Consider the following 19,831-nt stretch of genomic DNA (forward strand, 5'->3'; position numbering starts at 1 on the left):
CTTCAAAAATTTCCCCGGATTCTAATTCTACTTTCGCCACTTCATTAGTATATTTCGGCTCGTATTTGAGCCATTCATCGCAGCCCCAAAACCGTCCGTTTTATGTACCTGATTTTCGACACAGAAACAACCGGCCTACCCGACAATTACTCAGCACCGCTGACCGATTTCGATAACTGGCCGCGTTGTGTTCAACTTGCCTGGCAGGTGCATGATGAGACCGGCAAACTCATTTCGAAAGGAAATTATATTGTAAAACCTGATGGATTTACCATTCCTTTCAACTCCGAGAAAATTCATGGAATTTCTACGGAGCGGGCTGAAAAAGAGGGAATTCCGCTTAGCGATGTGATGGATGCTTTCGACAAAGATATTGAGAAATCAACCTTTATAATCGGGCACAACCTGGAATTTGATCTCAATATTATGGGATCGGAATACCTGCGGATGGATCGGGAAAACCCGCTGACCGAGAAAATTAGCATTGATACCAAGGATGAGTCCACAGAGTATTGCGCCATTCCCGGTGGCCGTGGCCGGTACAAATGGCCAACGCTTTCCGAACTGCACGATAAATTATTTGAGATTGGATTTGAAGAAGCCCACAACGCTGCGGCTGATGTAGATGCCACAGCCCGTGCATTCCTGGAACTGGTTCGTATTGGAGTTATTCAACCCACATTTCCTGCCGAACCGGGAGAGTTGCCTCCAAATCCTTCCCGGCTGATTGATTCCAATCACTATATGCCGAAGGTTGAAGATTTAAAGCGCAGGGGTGTTACGGGAGAGGAAGAAGAGGGATCATCCAAGATTGATCTGCCACAGGATACGGCGGGTCCGCAGGTGAAATCTGCATTCATTCATCTTCATAATCACTCCAAATATTCCGTTCTTCATGCCGCTTCGGGCGTGAAAGACCTTGTGAATAAAGCCAAAGAAGATGGCATGCCGGCCGTAGCTCTTACCGATCTCGGAAATATGTATGGTGTTTTCCATTTTGTGAAGGCGGCCAAGAGTGCGGGAATCAAACCGATCATTGGCCTGGAAGCCTATTTTGTTGAAGACCGGCACGAAAAAAGATTTACGCGCGACAAAAAAGACAAACGGTATCGGCAGGTTTTTCTCGCCAAAAACCGCGAAGGTTATGAGAATCTTGCCGAAATGTGTTCCCTCGGGTTTGTTGAAGGTTATTACTACAAGTTTCCCCGAATTGACCGCGAACTGGTTCAAAAATACAAAAAGGGTCTGATAGCAACGACCGGAGGAATTGGCGGCGAAGTTCCGGATTTGATTTTGAATCGCGGTGAAGAATATGCCGAGGAAGCTTTAAAATGGTGGCACGATCTTTTTGGAGATGATTTTTACATCGAACTGATGCGGCATGGACTGGAAGAAGAAGAGCGGGTTAATGGTATTCTGCTGGAGTTTGCGAAGAAGTACGGCATCAAAGTAATTGCGACCAACAATTCCTTTTATATGGAAGAAGAGGATGCAAAAGCGCATGATGCCCTGCTCTGTATCGACAACAACGAACTGATTTCTACCCCGATTGGAAAGGGACGCGACCGACGGTATGGCTTTCCTAATGACGAGTTTTACTTCAAAACTCAGGATGAAATGAAGGCGTTGTTTGCGGATGTGCCCGACGCAATTTCAAACACCGTGGAGGTGGCCGGCAAGATCGAAATGATCGATTTGGACAGGGATGTGATTCTTCCTCATTTTTCACTTCCTGATTCGTTTGAAACAGAAGACCAATATCTTCGGCATCTGACTCTCGAAGGGGCCAAAGAGCGATATCCTGAATTGACGGATGAAGTTCTGGACCGGATTGACCTGGAGCTTCAGATTATCGGTACAATGGGCTTTGCCGGTTACTTTTTGATTGTACAGGATTTTATTGCGGCGGCCAAAGAGATGGGGGTATATGTTGGTCCCGGACGTGGTTCCGCTGCCGGATCGGTTGTAGCCTATTGCACGGGAATCACCAATATCGATCCGTTGAAATACGACCTGCTTTTTGAGCGATTCCTCAATCCCGAGCGTGTATCCATGCCCGATATTGATATCGACTTTGATGATGACGGCCGACAGAAAGTCATTGATTACGTTGTTGACAAATACGGGAAAGATCAGGTTGCGCATATTATTACGTTTGGTACAATGGCAGCACGCTCTTCGGTTCGGGATGTTGCCCGTGTGTTGGATTTGCCACTTTCAGATGCCGACCGGCTGGCTAAACTCGTGCCCGAAACAATCGGGATTTCTCTTGAGGATGCCTTCAAAGAGGTAAAAGAATTACAGGAAATTAAAGAGTCTGATTCGCTTGAAGGGCGAACCCTTCAGATGGCTGAAACGCTTGAAGGATCCGTTCGAAATACCGGAATTCATGCGGCGGGTGTCATTATTGCTCCCGATAAACTCACCAAATACATTCCGGTTTGTACAGCCAAGGATGCTGATCTTTATGTTACTCAGTTCGATGGCAAAGTGATTGAAGATGCCGGGATGTTGAAGATGGACTTTCTCGGGTTGAAAACACTTTCCATCCTGAAAACGGCTATTCATTTTGTAAAAGAGAATCACGGGAAAGAGTACGATCTCGATGAAATTCCTCTGGATGATGAAAAGACTTTCCGAATGTTTCAGAAAGGAGCTACCGTGGGGATTTTCCAGTTTGAGTCGGACGGCATGCGTAAATATCTCAAACAGCTCAAACCGACCAACATCAACGATTTGATTGCTATGAATGCGTTGTACCGTCCCGGTCCGATGCAGTTTATTCCGGATTATATCAAGCGGAAACATGGCGAAGAGAAGGTACTGTACGATCATGAAGATCTGCTGGATATCCTGGAGCCGACCTACGGAATTATGATCTACCAGGAGCAGATCATGAAAGTGGCACAGCGAATGGGCGGTTACACACTTGGCGAAGCGGATGTGCTCAGGCGAATCATGGGTAAGAAACAGCCGGAACTGCTTCCGCCGGAAGAAGAAAAGTTCGTCAGTCGTGCTATTGAGAAAGGCTACGAAAAAGACATCGCCAAAAAGGTATTCGATAAAATGGCGTTGTTTGCCGGCTATGGTTTCAATAAATCGCACTCGGCGGCCTATTCGGTTGTGGCTTATCAAACCATGTATTTCAAGGCTAATTATACGGCTGAATACATGGCGGCGGTTCTCAGCCACAACATGAGTGACATCAAGAAAGTGAGTTTCTTTATTGAAGAGTGCCAGCGTATAGGTATTCCGGTGGATCCGCCCAATATCAACACTGCAGAAGGAAAGTTTGTTGCGCGAGAAGGCCGTGTGCAGTACGGATTGGCAGCGATCAAAGGAGTGGGATCCAGCGCCATTGAGCAGATTGTAGCCAATCGAAAAGAGAAAGGAGAATTTCGAAGCGTCTTTGATTTTTCATCCCGGATTGATACCCGGGTTTGCAACAAAAAAACAATTGAAAGCCTCTCCCAGGCCGGCGCATTTGATACACTGAATAAAAACCGTGCGCAGCTTTTGGCAAGCATTGAGGATGTGTTGAGTTATGCATCGCGAAAGCAGGAAGAAGAGCGATTGAACCAGGTAAGTCTTTTTGGAGACGGTTCATCCGGCGGCGGATTGGTACAAGAGCCGAAACTGCGGGATTGTCCGCCGTGGACAAATATTGAGCGACTCAATAAAGAACGGGAATTAATTGGATTTTACCTGAGCGGCCACCCATTGGATCGGTACAAAGAAGATGCCCGGTTGTTTGCGAATCACTCGCTGGCATTGGATGAACTCGCTGAAATGCGAGACAGGGATAAAATCAAAGTGGTTGCAATTATTACGGCGGTAAAAAGAATCACCGATAAAAAAGGCCGGCCAATGGCTTTCGTTCAGGTTGAAGATCTCCAGGGCAGTGTGGAAGTATTGATTTTTAGCGAAGTTTATGATCGGCATCAGGGATTGATTGCTCCAGATACGGTTGTATTAGTGGAAGGAACGATTTCTCAGCGGGACAGTCAGCCAAAAATCATTGCCAATAGTCTTGAACGGGTTGAAAATCTCCGGGAGAAATTTCAAAGTCAATTGCAGTTGAATATCAAACTGGATACATCGGAGATTTCTGAGGCCGACCTCCAGGAAATGGCCAGCCTTTTCGGCTCTTTTAATGGAGAAACGCCGGTAAAACTCCAGATCAAATCAGAGCATTCCAGTAAACCGATCAAAATGAGTGTGAGAAAGTTTGTTGTAGAACCGACGAATGAACTACTTCAGGGATTACGAAATGTTGTAGGGCAAGAGTCTGTTCATCTAATGAATAACAAACAATAAAATAAGCTGTTTTTAAGGAGTGGAGAAGTTCTTAATGCAACAAGCGAGGAAGAAACATTTATAAAGTTTTGCAATAGTATTGATAGCTATTTGATATATGGTTATTGGCATTAATTTTCCGATCTTTATCTCTTATTATTAAATAATTCAAAATAATTGCTATGAGTAAACCACTTGAACTAACAGACAGTAATTTTTCTGATGAAGTAGAAAATTCCGATTCACCCGTTCTTGTAGATTTTTGGGCCGAGTGGTGCGGACCGTGCCGAATGGTTGGACCGATTGTTGAAGAACTAGCCGGAGAGTACGAAGGAAAAGCCAAAATCGGCAAAGTAAATGTAGACCATAATCCGGAAGTGTCTGTAAAATATGGAATCAGAAGTATTCCGGCATTGCTGATTTTCAAAAACGGAGAAGTTGTTGACCAGATTATTGGAGCTGTGCCTAAAACACATATTAAGAAACAACTCGATGCACAAATTGCATAACGAATTTCAAATTTAGAAAACAATGCAGGGACAATTCATGAATTGCTCCTGCACGGTTAAAAAATATTTAAAAGGCGATGAATTTTGGTTCATCGCCTTTTTTAATTTTATTCTGAGAGTACGGAATCAAAAAACAGTTCCATGTCATCCACGTAGTAAACACCGTACTTATTATAGGTTTCTACTGTTGAGTCATTCGGTTTCCAGTCGAAGAAAGCATGTCCGGCTCCTCCAACCTGTACGTACTCAACTCTCTGGCCTTTTTGGATGAGTGCATCCATATATTTTGTAACATTCTCATCAGAGATTAATGGATCCTGTGTACCTCTTGTCAGGTAGTGGGGGACAGGTCGGTCGCTTGCGTTTGGAATATTACTCAGGGGAGAAATCGCCTCAATAGCGGCGGCCGGTGCGTCAACCAGCCCAAGCATTTGCCGGACATTCGGCATGTTAAATTCAAACACTCCATAACTTGGAGCCACTCCTTTAATGGCAGACATCATTTCTGATCGAACCTGGTCGGCCGATTTATTTTCAGGCAAGTAGGTTGGCAGATATTCATATACTCCATCGCTTTCGCCAAATCCGCCATCGCCAATCATATGTGGCATTGTAGCTGCAGCAGCAGAGAGATGTCCCCCTGCACTATCGCCGGTCAGCAGAATTCGGGAAGCATCACCGCCATACTCACCGGCGTGTTCCATAATATGTGCAATGCCGCCAAAGACGTCTTCAATCAGGTTGAGCATGGTATTAGGTTGTTCATCACCATCAAGCTGACCCCTCCACCGGTAATCAATACTGGCTACTACATATTTTCCTCCTTGAGCCAATTGCCGTGCCATTCCCCGCATAATGTCTTCGTCATTTGACGTCCATCCGCCGCCGTGAATGATGATAATAATGGGGAGATTGTCTGCTCCGTCGGGTGAGTAAACATCATATTTTAGCGGTTTTACACCTGGCTGAGCAAAAACGACATCTGAAGTTACAGTGAATCCGTCCAGAAGAGATTGTTCAATAAAATAGGCGCCAACATTTTTATCTTCGTTTACGGTAACTTCGATGGAAGAAACGCGCGGGGTATCGTAAAACATGGCTCCCCACTGGCCTTGTGTGGAGTAATAAACGGCATCCACGGCATACCCGGATTGAGGCGTTGCAGTGACGGTAACCACAGTGCCTTCTGCATATTTTCCATCAGCCGGAAGTGCAGGATTTAATGAAACAGATCCATGTGAAGATTCGTCAACAGTGATGGTATATGTGGATGTCTGGCTGAAGGCTCCGGATATCATCACAAGTGCAGAAAACAGTGTTGTGAGAATTATTTTTTCATAAAAGATTTTCATTTTTTGGTTGACATCTTTAAAGCTTTTTGAATGGTAAAACATACCATTGCCATTTCATTGTTTCAATTTAAAACATTAGTTAATTCTTTTTAACTTGCGAGGAATTTGCAACATTATTTTACAATGAATTGATTCATTATTCAGAACTATGTCTTAACTTTATTCGTTTTCGGACATTATTAAGACAAATCAAAGGCACACAGGTACATTTTTTTGAAGAGAATAGTTACAATTATCATCATTCTTTTGGTTATAGGTGGTTTATCCTATCCCAAAGTAAAACCCTTATTCAGTTCAACCGGAGAGGATCAGGCAGCCGGAAATCCTCAAACCACTGGCATTCTGGAAGTTCAGGCGGTAGAAGTTGGATATGAAACTATTGAAGATGAAATTTATTCCAGCGGAACCATCCAGGCAAACGAAGTAGTAGAACTTAGTGCAGAAGCTTCCGGAATTGTTACGGATATTTATTTGGAAGAAGGCCGCGAAGTTGAAGCCGGAGATTTACTGCTTAAAATTAATGACAGTGAACTTCAGGCACAGAAGCAAAGAGCGGAATTTCGCTTAAATCTTGCCGAACAGCGAGAAGATCGCCAGGGGCGGTTGCTTGAACGAGGTGGTATCAGCCAGGAAGATTACGATGCAACCCTCAATGAGGTAAACGTTCTTCGGTCTGAAGTTCAACTGATTAACGCCCAGATTGAGAAGACTGAAATTCACGCACCGTTTTCCGGGATAGTGGGCTTGAAGTATGTTAGCGTTGGATCTTACATCGGGCCCAATACACGCATTGCCTCCTTGCAGGAAGTTGACCCGATTAAGATCGATTTCTCTGTTCCGGAAAGATATATTTCGAGGGTAACAGTCGGTGATAAAATTAATTTTGCCGTTCAGGGAGTGGATTCCACGTTTACCGGAGAGGTATATGCCATCGAGCCCCGAATCAATACCGACACTCGAACGTTGCAAATACGTGCTGTCAGCGATAATTCCGGTCAGTTACTTTATCCCGGTGCATTTGCAAATATTACGTTGATTCTGGATGAAATTGACGATGCGCTAATGGTTCCGACAATTTCCATTATCCCCGCACTCGATTCACAAAAAGTATTCATAGTTCGAGATGGTGTGGTTTCCGAGCAGGCCATCCGGACAGGAATAAGAAACAGCGAAAAAGTTCAGGTTGTAGAGGGAATCCAGCCTGGCGATGTTGTTTTGACTACAGGGTTATTGCAGGTAAGACCCGGAATGGAAGTGAATGTCACAGAACTTTCTAAATCCACTGAAATATGAGCTTATCCTCTCTAAGTATTCGCCGTCCGGTTCTGGCTTCGGTGATGTCTATTGTTGTTATTTTGTTTGGGGTGATTTCTTTCTTCTATCTTGGAGTGAGAGAATATCCCTCCGTTGATCCGCCTGTAGTAACCGTTTCGAGCAGTTACGTGGGCGCAAACGCCGATGTAATTGAATCCCAGATCACCGAGCCGCTTGAAGAGTCGATCAACGGTATCGCGGGAATTCGAACACTTACATCAGTAAGCCGTGAAGGGCGAAGTACAATTACAGTTGAATTTGATCTGGAAGTGGACCTCGAAACAGCTGCGAATGATGTTCGCGACAGGGTTTCACGTGCACAAGGTCAGTTGCCGCCTGATGCCGATCCACCTACGGTAACCAAGGCCGATGCCGATGTAACTCCCATTGTGTTTTTAAATGTGAATACCGATCGAAGGGATCTGCTGGATCTTACAGCCATTGCGGATAATATCTTCAAAGAGCAACTCCAGACGATTCCGGGCGTTAGTGAAATCAGGATTTGGGGCGATAAAGAGTATGCCATGCGTTTATGGATGGATCCACTGAAACTGGCCGCTTATGGAGTAACTCCGCTGGACGTTCAGGATGCACTAATGAGGGAAAATGTGGAATTGCCATCCGGACGGATTGAAGGGATGACAACCGAGCTTTCCGTACGAACCATGGGGCGTCTGAGTTCAGCTGATGAGTTTAACAACTTGATCATCCGTGAAGAAGACGGCCGCAAAGTTCGATTCCGCGATATTGGTCAGGCCGAGCTTGGGGCCCTGAATGAACGAACCGTTCTGAAACGAAATGGAGTGCCGATGGTTGGTGTTGTAGCTATGCCTCAACCCGGATCAAACCAGCTGGATATTGCCGAGGAATTCTTTGCGCGTGTAGAACGAATCCAGCAGGAACTTCCCGAAGATATTAATATTGCTGTTGGCTTTGATACAAGCGAATACATTCAGCAGTCCGTTGATGAAGTTGAACAGACCATTTTTCTTGCACTTGCACTTGTGGTAGCTATCATTTTTCTCTTTTTGAGGGATTGGCGTACCACACTTATACCGATTGTGGTTATTCCGATATCATTGATTGGAGCCTTCTTCGTGATGTATGTGGCCGGCTTTTCCATCAACGTACTGACAATGCTGGCTATCGTACTTGCTATTGGCCTTGTGGTGGATGATGCAATTGTAGTGCTCGAAAATATTTACTCAAAGATGGAACAGGGGCTGCCTACAATGGAGGCTGGAATTCTTGGTTCCAAGGAAATTTTCTTTGCCGTTATTGCAACATCGCTGGCCTTGGTTTCTGTATTTCTTCCCATTCTTTTTCTTGGCGGAACAACCGGTCGTTTATTCAGGGAATTTGGAGTGGTAATTGCCGGTGCCGTTATTATTTCTTCATTTGTGGCACTGACACTTACACCGATGTTGGCTACCAAAATTTTATCGCAGGGAGCGAAGAAAAATCGGTTCTACAACATGACCGAGCCTTTCTTTGTGAGAATGAATAACGCTTATAAAAATTCTTTGGAATCGTTTATGAAGCACCGATGGGTTGCATTCCTTATTCTTGCTGCCACATTCGGTTTTATTGCAATTTTTTATTCAACCATTCCCAAAGAACTTGCACCGCTTGAAGACCGTGGCCAATTACGAATATTTGCCACCGCTCCGGAAGGTGCCTCTTTTGAATACATGGATAACTATGTAGATCGTATGATCGATGCGATTGAGGAGAATGTCCCCGAGCTTGCTTCCATCAATACGGTAACTTCACCCGGATTCGGAGCTTCATCATCCGTAAACTCGGCATTTGGTTTCTTGACATTGGTTGACAAGAGTGAACGCGAACGTTCTCAACAAGAGATTGCAGATCATATGTCCACCGTTCTGGCAGATCTTTCAGGAGCGCAAACATTTGTATCTCAGCCGCAATCAATTGGTAACCGTCGAGGGGGATTGCCTGTTCAGTACGTACTTCAGGCCCAAAATATTGAGCAGCTGGAGGAGGTGATTCCGGAATTTGTACAGGCGGCCAACAATCACCCGGCATTCAACTTTGCTGAAGTGGATTTGAAATTCAATCAGCCCGAAGTTCAGTTAAATATTGACCGTGACCGGGCAAGAGTTTTGGGGGTTTCCGTTCGCGATATCGCCAGAACATTACAACTTTCTTTATCAGGAAGCCGGTTTGGCTATTTTATCATTGATGGAAAACAGTACGAAGTGATTGGTCAGATGGAACGCCAATACAGAAATGAGCCGATTGATTTACGAACAATTTCTGTAAGAAGTGCTTCCGGCCAGCAAATTCAGTTGGATAATCTCGTTTCTCTGAAAGAGACCAGTGCGCCGCCTCAACTGTATCGCTTTAACCGGTTTAAATCAGCAACGATTTCTGCCTCTCTGGCACCAGGTTATACGCTTGGTGATGGCATTGACGCAATGAATGAAATTAGCGAAGAAGTGCTGCCAGGTACGTTTATTACGGATTTAAGCGGTCCCTCCAGGGATTTTGCTGAAAGCGCCGCAAGCCTGAACTTTATTTTTGGTCTTGCCCTGGTGCTGATTTACCTGGTATTGGCCGCACAATTCGAAAGCTTCAGGGATCCCTTTATTATCCTGTTTACTGTGCCATTGGCCATTTTTGGGACCTTGTTATCCCTTTGGTATTTCGATCAAACCCTGAACATTTTTAGCCAGATTGGTGCCATTATGTTGATCGGTTTGATTGCTAAAAATGGTATTCTGATTATCGAATTTGCCAATCAGCGGCAAGAGCAAGGCATGGGGGTTATGGAAGCTATTCTGGATGCATCAGCCGTTCGTTTTCGACCTATCTTGATGACATCCATTTCAACCATCCTGGGTATTCTTCCAATTGCACTGGCTTTGGGCGCCGGTGCGGAAAGCCGAACGTCAATGGGTATTGCGGTTATCGGTGGACTTCTGATTGGTAGTTTCCTTACGCTTTACGTAATTCCTGCTATTTACAGTTATTTCGCTTCAGAAAAATCGGACAATCAGGAAATCATAGAAAAAGCTAATAAAGCCGAAAAAATGGAGCCGGCGTCAGTATGAGTTTTAGAGTAACAGGTAAATTTGTAATTGTATTTTTTATCATTTTTTGGGGCAGCTCAACTGCTACTGCGCAGGAATTACTAACTCTGGATGAAGCTATAGCTATAGGTTTGGAAAACAATTATGGCATACAAATATCCAGAAATGAGGTAGAGCAGGCAGAGAATAATCACTCGCTGGGAAATGCCGGGTTTCTTCCCGCTCTCAATGCAACAGCTTCAAGAACAGAGAGTGTTGAAGACAGCGAATTTCAGGCCGGTGGAGAATCAAGAATAACCGACGGCGCAGAAAGCAGCACTACAAACGCCGGTATAAATCTCGATTGGACAGTTTTTGACGGCCTGCGAATGTTCTCATCATACAATCGTTTGGGAGAACTGCGCAACCTCAGTGAAATGCAGCTCGATTTAGACCAGGAATTTCTGGTGACCAATATTTCATTCACTTATTTCAATATTATTCGCATCAGCGAGCAGTTGAAAATTCTGGAAAATAATATTGAAGTGACCGAAGAAAGGATTGAAATCGAAGAAACCAAAGTAGATCTGGGCTCAGGTTCTGAATACGATCTTCTACAGGCACGTTCTGATTTGAGTGAAGACCGTGCCGCCTATCTTCGGGAAGCAAATATGCTTACCGAAGCTAAAATTAATTTAAATGAACTTCTCGGCCGAACCCCGGGAGAGGAATTCCAGGTTGCAAGTGATATTTCAGTAAATCGTTCACTGGCAAGAGAACAACTCTTTCAGAATTTAATTGAAGGGAATACCGAGCTCGCCATTGCCAGAACCCAAGAAGATATTTCTGAACTTGAGTTACGCGAAATCCGTGGAGAACGGTTTCCGGAAATATCACTGACCTCCGGGTATACATACAGCCGAAATGAAAGCGGCGGTGGGTTTTTCAGTTTTAACGAAAGTGTAGGGTTTTCTTACGGTCTGACTGCCCGAGTACCCATCTTTGATGGATTTAATCTCAACCGTCGTATCCAGAACGCAAAGATTAACCAAAGAAACGCACAAATCAGCAGAGAACAGGAAAGGCTGCGAATAGAATCTAATTTTGAGAGCACATTTCGTGCATATACAAACGCAATTGAGCTGGTAGATTTGGAGGAAGATAACTACCAAAATGCTGAACGTACGCTCGATATTGCGCTGGAACGGTTCCGTCTGGGAAGCATCAGTTCGCTCGAATTCAGGGAAGCTCAGACGACTTTCCTGGAAGCCGAAAACAGGCTGATTAATGCCAAATACGAAGCTAAAATAGCCGAGACAGAATTGCTTCAGTTAAGTGGCAATATTGACGCTCTGGTCGTACGGTAAAAAGAAATTATCTGCTTAGAGAGAATCTGATTTTAGTACCGTCCTCAAGATAGTCCATCGAATCAGAAATCTCCCGGATCAGAAAAATACCGCGGCCGCTATCACGTAGTAAATTTTCCTCTTTGAGTGGATTTTTTGTAGTCTTTGGATTAAATCCTTTTCCCTGATCTTTAACAGTGGAAATAATTTTTTCTGAGTTTACGTGGACCTCAACCTCAACTTTTTTTGATTCGTCAAGTTTGTTGCCATGCACAATGGCGTTTGTGACAGCTTCGCTGAGCAAAAGCATGAGGTTGCCAGTAGCGTCTTCTTCTAATTGACTCTTTTCCTGAATTTCCGTTACAAAATCCGGAACTTTTTCCGACTCTTCATAAGTCGAATTCAGTGAGAGCCGAAAAATCTGTTTCGACATATCGCCGTATTTCAAAGTGTTATGTTAAGCGTATATACCACGCATTTTCAATGTTGTTGCAACTCTGTCTATTGCATAAACATAAGCAGCTTGGCGTAAAGTTATTCTAAAATCTTCACTTACGCCATAAACATTATCAAAAGCATTTCGCATCATACGATTTAAACGTCTGTTTACACGTTCTTCGGTCCAAAAATAACCCTGTCGGTCCTGAACCCATTCAAAATAGGAAACCGTAACACCACCGGCGTTTGCAAGAATATCAGGAATTACCATAATCCCCTTTTCTTCAAGCACGGCATCTGCGTTAGCAGTAACAGGGCCATTCGCTCCTTCAGATATTATTTTCGCTTTAATGTTCCCCGCATTATGTCGATTGATCTGGTCTTCCTTAGCGGCTGGAATTAGTACGTCACATTCAATTTCAAGGAGTTCTTCATTGGAAATCGGTTCAGCTCCCGGGAAGCCCTCAAGCGTATTATTATTCTTTTTAGAGAATCGAATGGCTTCCGGGATGTCAATTCCACTCTTGTTGTAATAACCACCTGAAATGTCGCTAATAGCAATAATGCTTGCGCCCTGTTCGTACATAAGTTGTGCGGAAACGGATCCCACATTTCCGAACCCCTGAACGGCTACCGTAACTTTATTGGGCATCATTCCAAGCTTATTCAGCCCTGCAAGAGTAACGGTCACTACACCTCGTCCTGTGGCTTCTTTGCGTCCCTGTGAGCCTCCAAGGATAATTGGCTTACCGGTTACAACTGCTGTCTCTGTGCGTTTGGCGTTCATGCTGTAGGTATCCATAATCCACGCCATAATTTGCTCATTGGTATTCATATCAGGCGCGGGAATATCTTTATTCGGGCCAAAGATATCGAGCATATTGGAGGTATATCGCCGGGTAAGACGTTCAAGCTCGGTCCGCGACAGTTCTTTGGGATTACACCGGACGCCGCCTTTGGCTCCTCCAAAAGGAACATTTACAACGGCACATTTCCATGTCATCCAAGAGGCAAGGGCTTTAACCTCATCCAGATTTACATCGGGCGCATAACGTATTCCGCCTTTCGATGGACCTAATACATTGTCATGGATGACACGATATCCTTCAAAAACTTCAATCCTGCCATCATCCATAATGATAGGAATGGAGACAATAACCTGTTTTACAGGACTTGCCAGGTACTGAAACATACCCTCGTCAAGTTCAAGAACTTCCGCTGCAAAACGGAAACGTTCCATCATGGATTCAAAGGGGGATTCTGTGTTTAATTTGGGTCCGGGTTCTTTATAGTAAGAAGAGCTGTAGTTACCTTTGCTGGTTGTCATAAATAGTTATGGAAGCGCTTGTTTGATTTTAAATAGACGAAAATAGTCATTTTCATCAGGTAAAATACTGGCTTTTTATCCAAGGAGAAACTCTTTTTTGAGTTAATTTTTCCCTCATTTTTTCCAAAAAAAGATCGGAAAGAATTGTTTTATATGGCTGTTAAGAAAGGTGATTGTCTGTTAAGATTTTATGACCAACCATTTAAATCCAAAGTGTGTGCGTTTCGCGTATAGGTAAGAATGATTAAAAAGAATTTTCAGTTGAAATTTTGAACAAAATAAGCCATACTATTTAGGCTTTAGATTCATTTTATGCAATATATCTTCTACATGTATCGCTAATACTTAACCCATGGATTCCGACGTACTTGTTCTAAATCAGGATTACCAACCCATCAGCATCTGTTCCGTACAACGCTCTGTGAAATTGGTATTCCTTGAAAAGGCAGAACTCCTTCATGACGATCCGGAAAAAGTTATCCGAACGGTAGATGACGAGTATTCTTACCCTTCAGTCATCCGTCTTAGAAGATATATTCGGCTTCCATATGCAAAAATTGTACTGTCTCGCAGAAATGTGATGAAGAGAGACAGGCATACCTGCCAGTACTGTGGTACAAAATCTGACCTTACGCTCGATCATGTTATGCCACGCAGCAGAGGAGGTGAAGATAGTTGGGAAAACCTGGTGACGGCATGCAATCACTGTAATGTAAAGAAAGGAAATCGCACTCCGGATGAGGCGAACATGCCGTTAAAAGTAGAGCCTTACCGCCCCGTACATATTACGTTTTTCCAGAACCTTTTGGGAGGAGTACAGGAACACTGGAAGCCTTACCTGTATATGTAAACACCTTCAGCTTTTTTTAAATTTTAAGTACCATTTTGTTCAATCCGGTTGAGAAGAGTTGAGATGTATTTTTGCCGTTCACTTTCCCGATTCTCAATTAACTTAAGTGTCTCAGAAGCCGTGGAGAGTATTTCATATGCGTCTTTATTTTTTCCGGTTTCCATCAAAAATGGAGCATATTGCATGCTGGCAAGCACATACTCTAAAGAAACTTTGTTATAGGTTTCATTCATCTTTGAGAATCCTTCGTCGAAGTAAAACCGGGCCGTTTCAAGATCTTCGTAAACCATATAGACCGATCCGATTCCAAGCATAGACTGCGCTGTGAACGAATGGTTTTCTGACAAGTTCTTTCTGAATATTTGATAAGCATCTTCATACAGCTGGAGTGCAAAATCCGGCTGATTGGTTTTCAGCATTAGCTTTGCCATCGTGAATTTTGAGATGGCTGTATTGGTATGATTCTCTCCAAGTTGTGTTTTTCTGATTCGATATGCTTCTTCTACATAATCGGATGCTTCCGTTAACCTATTTTGCTCAATGTGAGAAAGAGCCAGGTTATTTAGTGTAAGTGCTACAGATGGATGGTTGTCTCCATATAGTTTTTTTCGAATAAAAAGAGCTTCCTTCAGCAGGCTGTCCGCTTCCTCGTAGTTGCCAAGATTCATCAGCAGTGCTCCCAAACTGTTCTGGCTGATGGCTATATCAGGGTGGAGAGGTGTCAACAGGTTTTGGCGGCGTTCCAGGATTTCACGAAAGAGCTCCTCTGTTTCCCGGTATTTAGCTTTATAATGCAATACAACGCCGAGACTGTTCATATTTTCGAGTGTCAGCGGATGATCAGGACCGAGATGTTCCTCCCGAATTTCGAGACTTCTTCGGTAAAGTGGTTCAGCCGTTTCATTATCACCTATTCTTCGGGTGGCAAAAGCCAAATTACTCAAAGTTTGGGCCAGGGCGGGCCCTGTGGAATGGATGTAATTTTCCCGAATATCCAGGGCAAGTGTTAAGATGGAATCGGCAGTGAAGAAATCTCCTTTGTTGATAAGAAGTAAACCCAGTTTATCGAAAGCACTTACTGTCTCAGCGTGATAGTTTCCATATAAATCCTGTCTGATTTGAAGCGATTGTCTCAATAATGATTCAGATTTATTATAGTCCCCAAGCCGGCGGTATACTTCGCCGATTACCTCATACATTTGGGCTTTCAACTCCGGATACCCTTCCAGTTTTCCGGCTTCGTTTTCACCCCGCACAAGCATATCCTGAACATTAAAGTTATTTCCGCCGGTTTGCGAGGGACTGTTGGCTTCAAACATATCCATTAGGAAAAGTGTCACCTGTTCCGCTTTTTGAGCTTGGAGTTCTGCTACCTGTTTTTCCTGCGAAATTCTGTATGTATAAAAAAGGGTAAAACCGGAAACCAGGATAAAAATCAGACTTGTAAATAATAGTGGGATGGAGTGGCGGCGTATAAATTTTTTTGACTTGTAGGAAACAGTATCGCGGCGAGCTTTAACCGGCATTGAATTCTCATACCGTTCAATATCTTCAATAAGATTTTGGGCAGACTCGTAGCGTTCAGACGGCTCTTTTCTTAGCGCTTTAGAAATGATGGCATCCAGATCTCCTTTTAATTTAAGCTGCAAGTCGCCAGGTACCGAACTGGCATGATCTGGCACATGGTTTCGGATAATGTATTCCGTTTCCTGAAGGCTTTTTCCTTTCAGGTCAAATGGATGTGAGCCGGTTAGCAATTCATATAGCAGAATCCCGAGTGAATAGACATCGGTTGCAGTAGTGATTGGCTCAAGCGTAATCTGTTCCGGAGCGGCATATTTTAAACTGAGCATCCTGAGGCCAACACTGGTTTGCAGCAAAGCCTGCTCGTCAAGGCTGTCGTCAACCATTTTGGCGATGCCGAAGTCCAGTATTTTTACGATACCCTCTTTGTTAACGAGCAGATTGTCGGGCTTCAGATCGCGATGGACAATGAAATTGGAGTGTGCATATTGTACGGCTCTGCAAACCTGTTTAAACAGGCTTAGCCGTTGATGAAGACTGCAACCATGTTTCTTGCAGTACTTGTCAATCGGAACTCCATCCACATATTCCATGACGTAATACGATCGCCCATCCGAAGAAATACCGCCATCTAAAAGTCGTGCAATGTTTGGGTGGTTTAAAGAAGAGAGGATGGTTCGTTCCTGTTCAAATCGGTTAGCCTGTTCGTAAGACGTAATACCATGCCGTATTAATTTTAAAGCTACATTCTGATGAAACTTTTCATCAATACGGCTGGCCAGGTAAACTTCACCCATTCCTCCAATTCCAATTCTTTTTTGGATGTGGTAAAAACCGATTTGTCCGGGAATTTTCGATTCGATATCCGGCAGCGGGTGAGTTGAAAGGCTGCCATGTCCGTTTCTTTGGTCACCATAATTCTGAGTCAGATCGCCAATAAAAATCCGGTTTGATTCAAAAAGCGAATTCCAATAATCCGATGAATTCTCAATGGATTCAAGAAGATTGAGGACCTCATTTTTTAATTCAGAATCACCCTCGCACCATTTTTTTAAAGCTTCATCCTGATCGATAATCCCATCCATTTGAAGGATATCATCTACAATATCAACAATCTTATTCCAACGTTTTTTATCCATAGCCAATTATTCCGTTGTACGTCCACTCATATATAATTATGAATGCGTGAAAGATTCGAAATTATATCAAATTCGACAGGCGAAAATTTACGCTGTCAATGAATGTGAAAAGCCATTACCCGTGTTTTGATTTCAATCGCTGATAAAGCCAGCCTCTTGCTTTTGCCCAATCCCGATTTACTGTGCTGGCAGACAGACCCATCATTTGTGCTGTTTCATCAATATTCAGGCCTGCAAAGAAACGCAATTCAACAATTTGGCCCAGCCGCTCATCCAGCTCGGAGAGTTGATCTAGGTGTTCATCGAGCTCAATGATATTTTCAGCATGTTTTTTGAGATGAAAAAGATGCTCATCTAACGGAAGTGGTTCATTGCCCCCGCCGCGTTTATCCGCTTTTTTCTTCCTGGCGTAATCTACCAAAAGCTGCCGCATGGAACGAGCGGCGATTGCATAAAAATGTGTTCGATCATTGTAGTCAATTTTCGACTGATCGATCATTTTTAAATAGGCTTCGTGCACGAGCTCGGTTTTGCTGAAGGTGTGATCAGAATATTCGTAGTTCAATTGGCGATTGGCAATCCTTCTCAATTCGTCATAAACCAATTCAAACAATTTCTTATAAGCATCCTGGTCTCCCTTATTAATGGTTAGCAGAAGCTGGGTTATGTTACTTTTATCGCTCATTTAGGGGGTTTCTGAAAATAAATGGACCATTTCCATTTTTGATTACGCATTACTCAGTAAAGAACAATGGCCGTATTTGCAGCGGCTTAATGATCAGTCTGGCATGAACTCCAAGGCATCCCGGATCATAAAACCGGAAGTTTCCTGCCTGTCGTTCAGGCTACAATCAAGTAAAGATGATCACATCCGGTATTAATCACAAATAGCAAACGGATTTATAGGTGTTTTTTTAGGAGGAAATACTATTCATCCCACAGAAATTTGCAAAAAATGCATTTTACGAAAATGCGGAATATAACCGTTTTCTTTTTAGGGCTATGTTTAGCAACCGTTTTCGTACCAAATGTTTATTCGCAAGAGACTATAGGAGACACTGATATTGAGCCTTTTACATATAGCGGAACGGTTGGATTTCAAAGTCATGCCTACACAACCACGCAAGACATAAACCGCAGGCAGCCTCTTGGCGGGCTCTTCACTGCCAATGTCGATTTTTCAGTTCTCGGCCTTCAGTCAGGGGTGGATATTCGCTATAGTACGGATGATAACAAGCTTCGTCAGTCGCTAAACAAATTTGGCTTTTATGGCAGTTGGCGCTGGATAACACTTTCAGCAGGAGACGTAAATCCGGACTACGCTAATTATGGAATTCGGGGAACGACAATTAGAGGAGCGGAACTCCAATTAACGCCCGGCATTGTATTTATTGAATTAGGATTTGGCCGTTTGAACCGGTCAGTTTACGATTTTGGAGAAGAATACCTGAGACGACCGTCCTACGAACGATGGATTTACGCAGCAAAAGTTGGTGTGGGTGACCAGGAGAAAAGCCATTTTAGCCTTTCTGGATTTTACGGGGAAGATAAAATGAATTCCATTCCGGATACGGCAAGTGTGGCTTACGGACCGGATTTCCTTGCACCACCGGCCGAGAATATAGGTATGACTCCGAAATTCCAGGTTTCTCTTTTTGAAGAAGCATTTAAAATTGGTGCGGAGACAACCGTTTCTGCTTATACAAGAGATCAAACCAGCCCGGTTCTTTCGGCAGATGAAGCAAATGTACCATCTTTTCTAACAAAGTTGTACACACCAAGGAACAGTACAAGACTGTCGTACGCAGGCGTCGCTCATACTGAGTTTAGTTTTGATGTTTTTGATATGAGAGCTCAATACGAACGAATTTTACCAGGTTATGAAAGTATGGGTATACGCCAGCTTCGGGATGATCAGCATACATTTACCGTTTCTCCGGCATTTCGTTTTTTTGATGATCGATGGTCGCTGGACGGCACTTTTTCTTTGAGTGAAGATAATTTGTTGGGGAATCGCCTCTCCACCCAAAGTCAACAGAACCTCAATCTGAAAACGATGGTTCGTGTTTCAAATCAAATCAATATTGGCGGGGGATACATACGTTTTGAATCATTTACTAAATCTGCAGGAGCTGGTTCCGGGGGGCAGCACAGCCAGGTTTCCCAGGTTTTTCAACTGTTTCCCAGTTTTACAATCATGGATGGAAGTACAACGCATAATTTCTCTATTACGGGTATTTACCAGGACATGACTGTGGAGTATCCTGTTTTGGATGGTGAGCAACAAATCAATCAATCCAATACCAAGACGGGGGCTGCCAGCTATTCACTTGCTATGCCCACTGGATTAATGCTTAACGGCTCGGCAAATGCTGTGTTCGGTGATGCCCCTGGCAATACATTTACCACTATCGGCGGATCTGCCGGAGCCGGATACGCTTTATTTGAACGAAAATTGAATCTGAATGTAACGGTAAATGTATCACAGAATCAGTTTGAGCGATCCTTTGGCGATCAAGAAATCACCAATAAAAATCTCCAGGTGAATGGGAGTTTTATTGCAACGTATTCCATCACTTCATACAACAGCCTGCAACTGAATCTCCGAAGTCAAAATAATACAATCATGCAGGGTGACGGGCAAGGCTTTTCAGAAATGGAAGCCAGAATTAGATTTCAACAGCGATTTTAAAAAAAGAAC

12 protein-coding genes are annotated in these 19,831 nt (G+C 43.6%); 7 read left to right on the forward strand and 5 right to left on the reverse strand.

Annotation, left to right across the window (positions count from 1 at the left end; translation table 11 throughout):
* Window positions 1-102: 102 nt before the first annotated feature.
* Together dnaE and trxA are read left to right on the forward strand one after the other, a co-directional pair.
* Window positions 103-4,317, forward strand: coding sequence for a DNA polymerase III subunit alpha (dnaE, locus tag L0B18_RS06890; RefSeq protein ID WP_234570667.1), 4,215 nt, complete (start codon window positions 103-105; stop codon window positions 4,315-4,317).
* Window positions 4,318-4,478: 161 nt separating this feature from the next.
* Window positions 4,479-4,805 carry a thioredoxin gene (gene trxA / locus L0B18_RS06895; RefSeq protein ID WP_234570669.1) on the forward strand — a complete coding sequence of 109 codons (327 nt, stop codon included), beginning with the start codon at window positions 4,479-4,481 and terminating at the stop codon, window positions 4,803-4,805.
* A gap of 107 nt (window positions 4,806-4,912) precedes the next feature.
* Here the strand turns inward: trxA and L0B18_RS06900 are convergent, their stop codons facing one another.
* Window positions 4,913-6,157 (reverse strand): alpha/beta hydrolase fold domain-containing protein, encoded by a 1,245-nt coding sequence (locus tag L0B18_RS06900; protein WP_234570671.1) that lies wholly within the window; start codon window positions 6,155-6,157, stop codon window positions 4,913-4,915.
* A 213-nt stretch (window positions 6,158-6,370) separates the two neighbouring features.
* Here L0B18_RS06900 and L0B18_RS06905 point away from each other — a divergent pair, with 213 nt between their 5' ends.
* From L0B18_RS06905 to L0B18_RS06915, 3 genes are read left to right on the forward strand one after another with little or no spacing between them, the layout of a single operon-like run.
* The gene (locus tag L0B18_RS06905) at window positions 6,371-7,450 is read left to right on the forward strand and encodes an efflux RND transporter periplasmic adaptor subunit (protein WP_234570673.1); all 1,080 of its coding nucleotides are present in this window, start codon (window positions 6,371-6,373) and stop codon (window positions 7,448-7,450) included.
* A complete protein-coding gene (locus tag L0B18_RS06910; RefSeq protein WP_234570675.1) occupies window positions 7,447-10,548 on the forward strand; it encodes an efflux RND transporter permease subunit in 3,102 nt (1,033 codons plus the stop codon). Before L0B18_RS06905 ends, L0B18_RS06910 begins: the two co-directional genes overlap by 4 nt.
* Entirely contained in the window at window positions 10,545-11,873 is a 1,329-nt protein-coding gene (locus L0B18_RS06915; protein WP_234570677.1) for a TolC family protein, read from the forward strand. Before L0B18_RS06910 ends, L0B18_RS06915 begins: the two co-directional genes overlap by 4 nt.
* Before the next feature lie 7 nt (window positions 11,874-11,880).
* Here the strand turns inward: L0B18_RS06915 and L0B18_RS06920 are convergent, their stop codons facing one another.
* Window positions 11,881-12,285, reverse strand: a complete 405-nt coding sequence (locus L0B18_RS06920) for an ATP-binding protein (protein WP_234570678.1) — start codon at window positions 12,283-12,285, stop codon at window positions 11,881-11,883.
* A 24-nt stretch (window positions 12,286-12,309) separates the two neighbouring features.
* Entirely contained in the window at window positions 12,310-13,617 is a 1,308-nt protein-coding gene (locus L0B18_RS06925; protein ID WP_234570680.1) for a Glu/Leu/Phe/Val family dehydrogenase, read from the reverse strand.
* Between the two features lie 352 nt (window positions 13,618-13,969).
* Here L0B18_RS06925 and L0B18_RS06930 point away from each other — a divergent pair, with 352 nt between their 5' ends.
* Complete coding sequence (locus L0B18_RS06930) at window positions 13,970-14,467, forward strand: HNH endonuclease (protein ID WP_234570682.1); 498 nt, start codon at window positions 13,970-13,972, stop codon at window positions 14,465-14,467.
* Between the two features lie 23 nt (window positions 14,468-14,490).
* Here the strand turns inward: L0B18_RS06930 and L0B18_RS06935 are convergent, their stop codons facing one another.
* Window positions 14,491-17,130 (reverse strand): tetratricopeptide repeat protein, encoded by a 2,640-nt coding sequence (locus tag L0B18_RS06935; RefSeq protein ID WP_234570685.1) that lies wholly within the window; start codon window positions 17,128-17,130, stop codon window positions 14,491-14,493.
* 115 nt (window positions 17,131-17,245) lie between these two features.
* Window positions 17,246-17,815 (reverse strand): sigma-70 family RNA polymerase sigma factor, encoded by a 570-nt coding sequence (locus tag L0B18_RS06940; protein ID WP_234570687.1) that lies wholly within the window; start codon window positions 17,813-17,815, stop codon window positions 17,246-17,248.
* A 270-nt stretch (window positions 17,816-18,085) separates the two neighbouring features.
* Between L0B18_RS06940 and L0B18_RS06945 the strand changes: the two genes are divergently transcribed.
* Window positions 18,086-19,822, forward strand: a complete 1,737-nt coding sequence (locus tag L0B18_RS06945; protein ID WP_234570689.1) for a hypothetical protein — start codon at window positions 18,086-18,088, stop codon at window positions 19,820-19,822.
* Window positions 19,823-19,831: the final 9 nt, after the last annotated feature.

The sequence above is a fragment of the Rhodohalobacter sp. 614A genome (assembly GCF_021462415.1).
Taxonomy (GTDB): Bacteria; Bacteroidota; Rhodothermia; order Balneolales; family Balneolaceae; genus Rhodohalobacter.

Bases quoted from the DNA above. Each gene is read 5' to 3' on its own strand.
- L0B18_RS06915 (WP_234570677.1), top strand. From the start codon at position 10,545: ATGAGTTTTAGAGTAACAGGTAAATTTGTAATTGTATTTTTTATCATT.
- L0B18_RS06940 (WP_234570687.1), bottom strand. From the start codon at position 17,815: ATGAGCGATAAAAGTAACATAACCCAGCTTCTGCTAACCATTAATAAG.
- L0B18_RS06920 (WP_234570678.1), bottom strand. From the start codon at position 12,285: ATGTCGAAACAGATTTTTCGGCTCTCACTGAATTCGACTTATGAAGAG.
- L0B18_RS06930 (WP_234570682.1), top strand. From the start codon at position 13,970: ATGGATTCCGACGTACTTGTTCTAAATCAGGATTACCAACCCATCAGC.
- L0B18_RS06945 (WP_234570689.1), top strand. From the start codon at position 18,086: ATGCATTTTACGAAAATGCGGAATATAACCGTTTTCTTTTTAGGGCTA.
- dnaE (WP_234570667.1), top strand. From the start codon at position 103: ATGTACCTGATTTTCGACACAGAAACAACCGGCCTACCCGACAATTAC.
- trxA (WP_234570669.1), top strand. From the start codon at position 4,479: ATGAGTAAACCACTTGAACTAACAGACAGTAATTTTTCTGATGAAGTA.
- L0B18_RS06935 (WP_234570685.1), bottom strand. From the start codon at position 17,130: ATGGATAAAAAACGTTGGAATAAGATTGTTGATATTGTAGATGATATC.
- L0B18_RS06900 (WP_234570671.1), bottom strand. From the start codon at position 6,157: ATGAAAATCTTTTATGAAAAAATAATTCTCACAACACTGTTTTCTGCA.
- L0B18_RS06910 (WP_234570675.1), top strand. From the start codon at position 7,447: ATGAGCTTATCCTCTCTAAGTATTCGCCGTCCGGTTCTGGCTTCGGTG.
- L0B18_RS06925 (WP_234570680.1), bottom strand. From the start codon at position 13,617: ATGACAACCAGCAAAGGTAACTACAGCTCTTCTTACTATAAAGAACCC.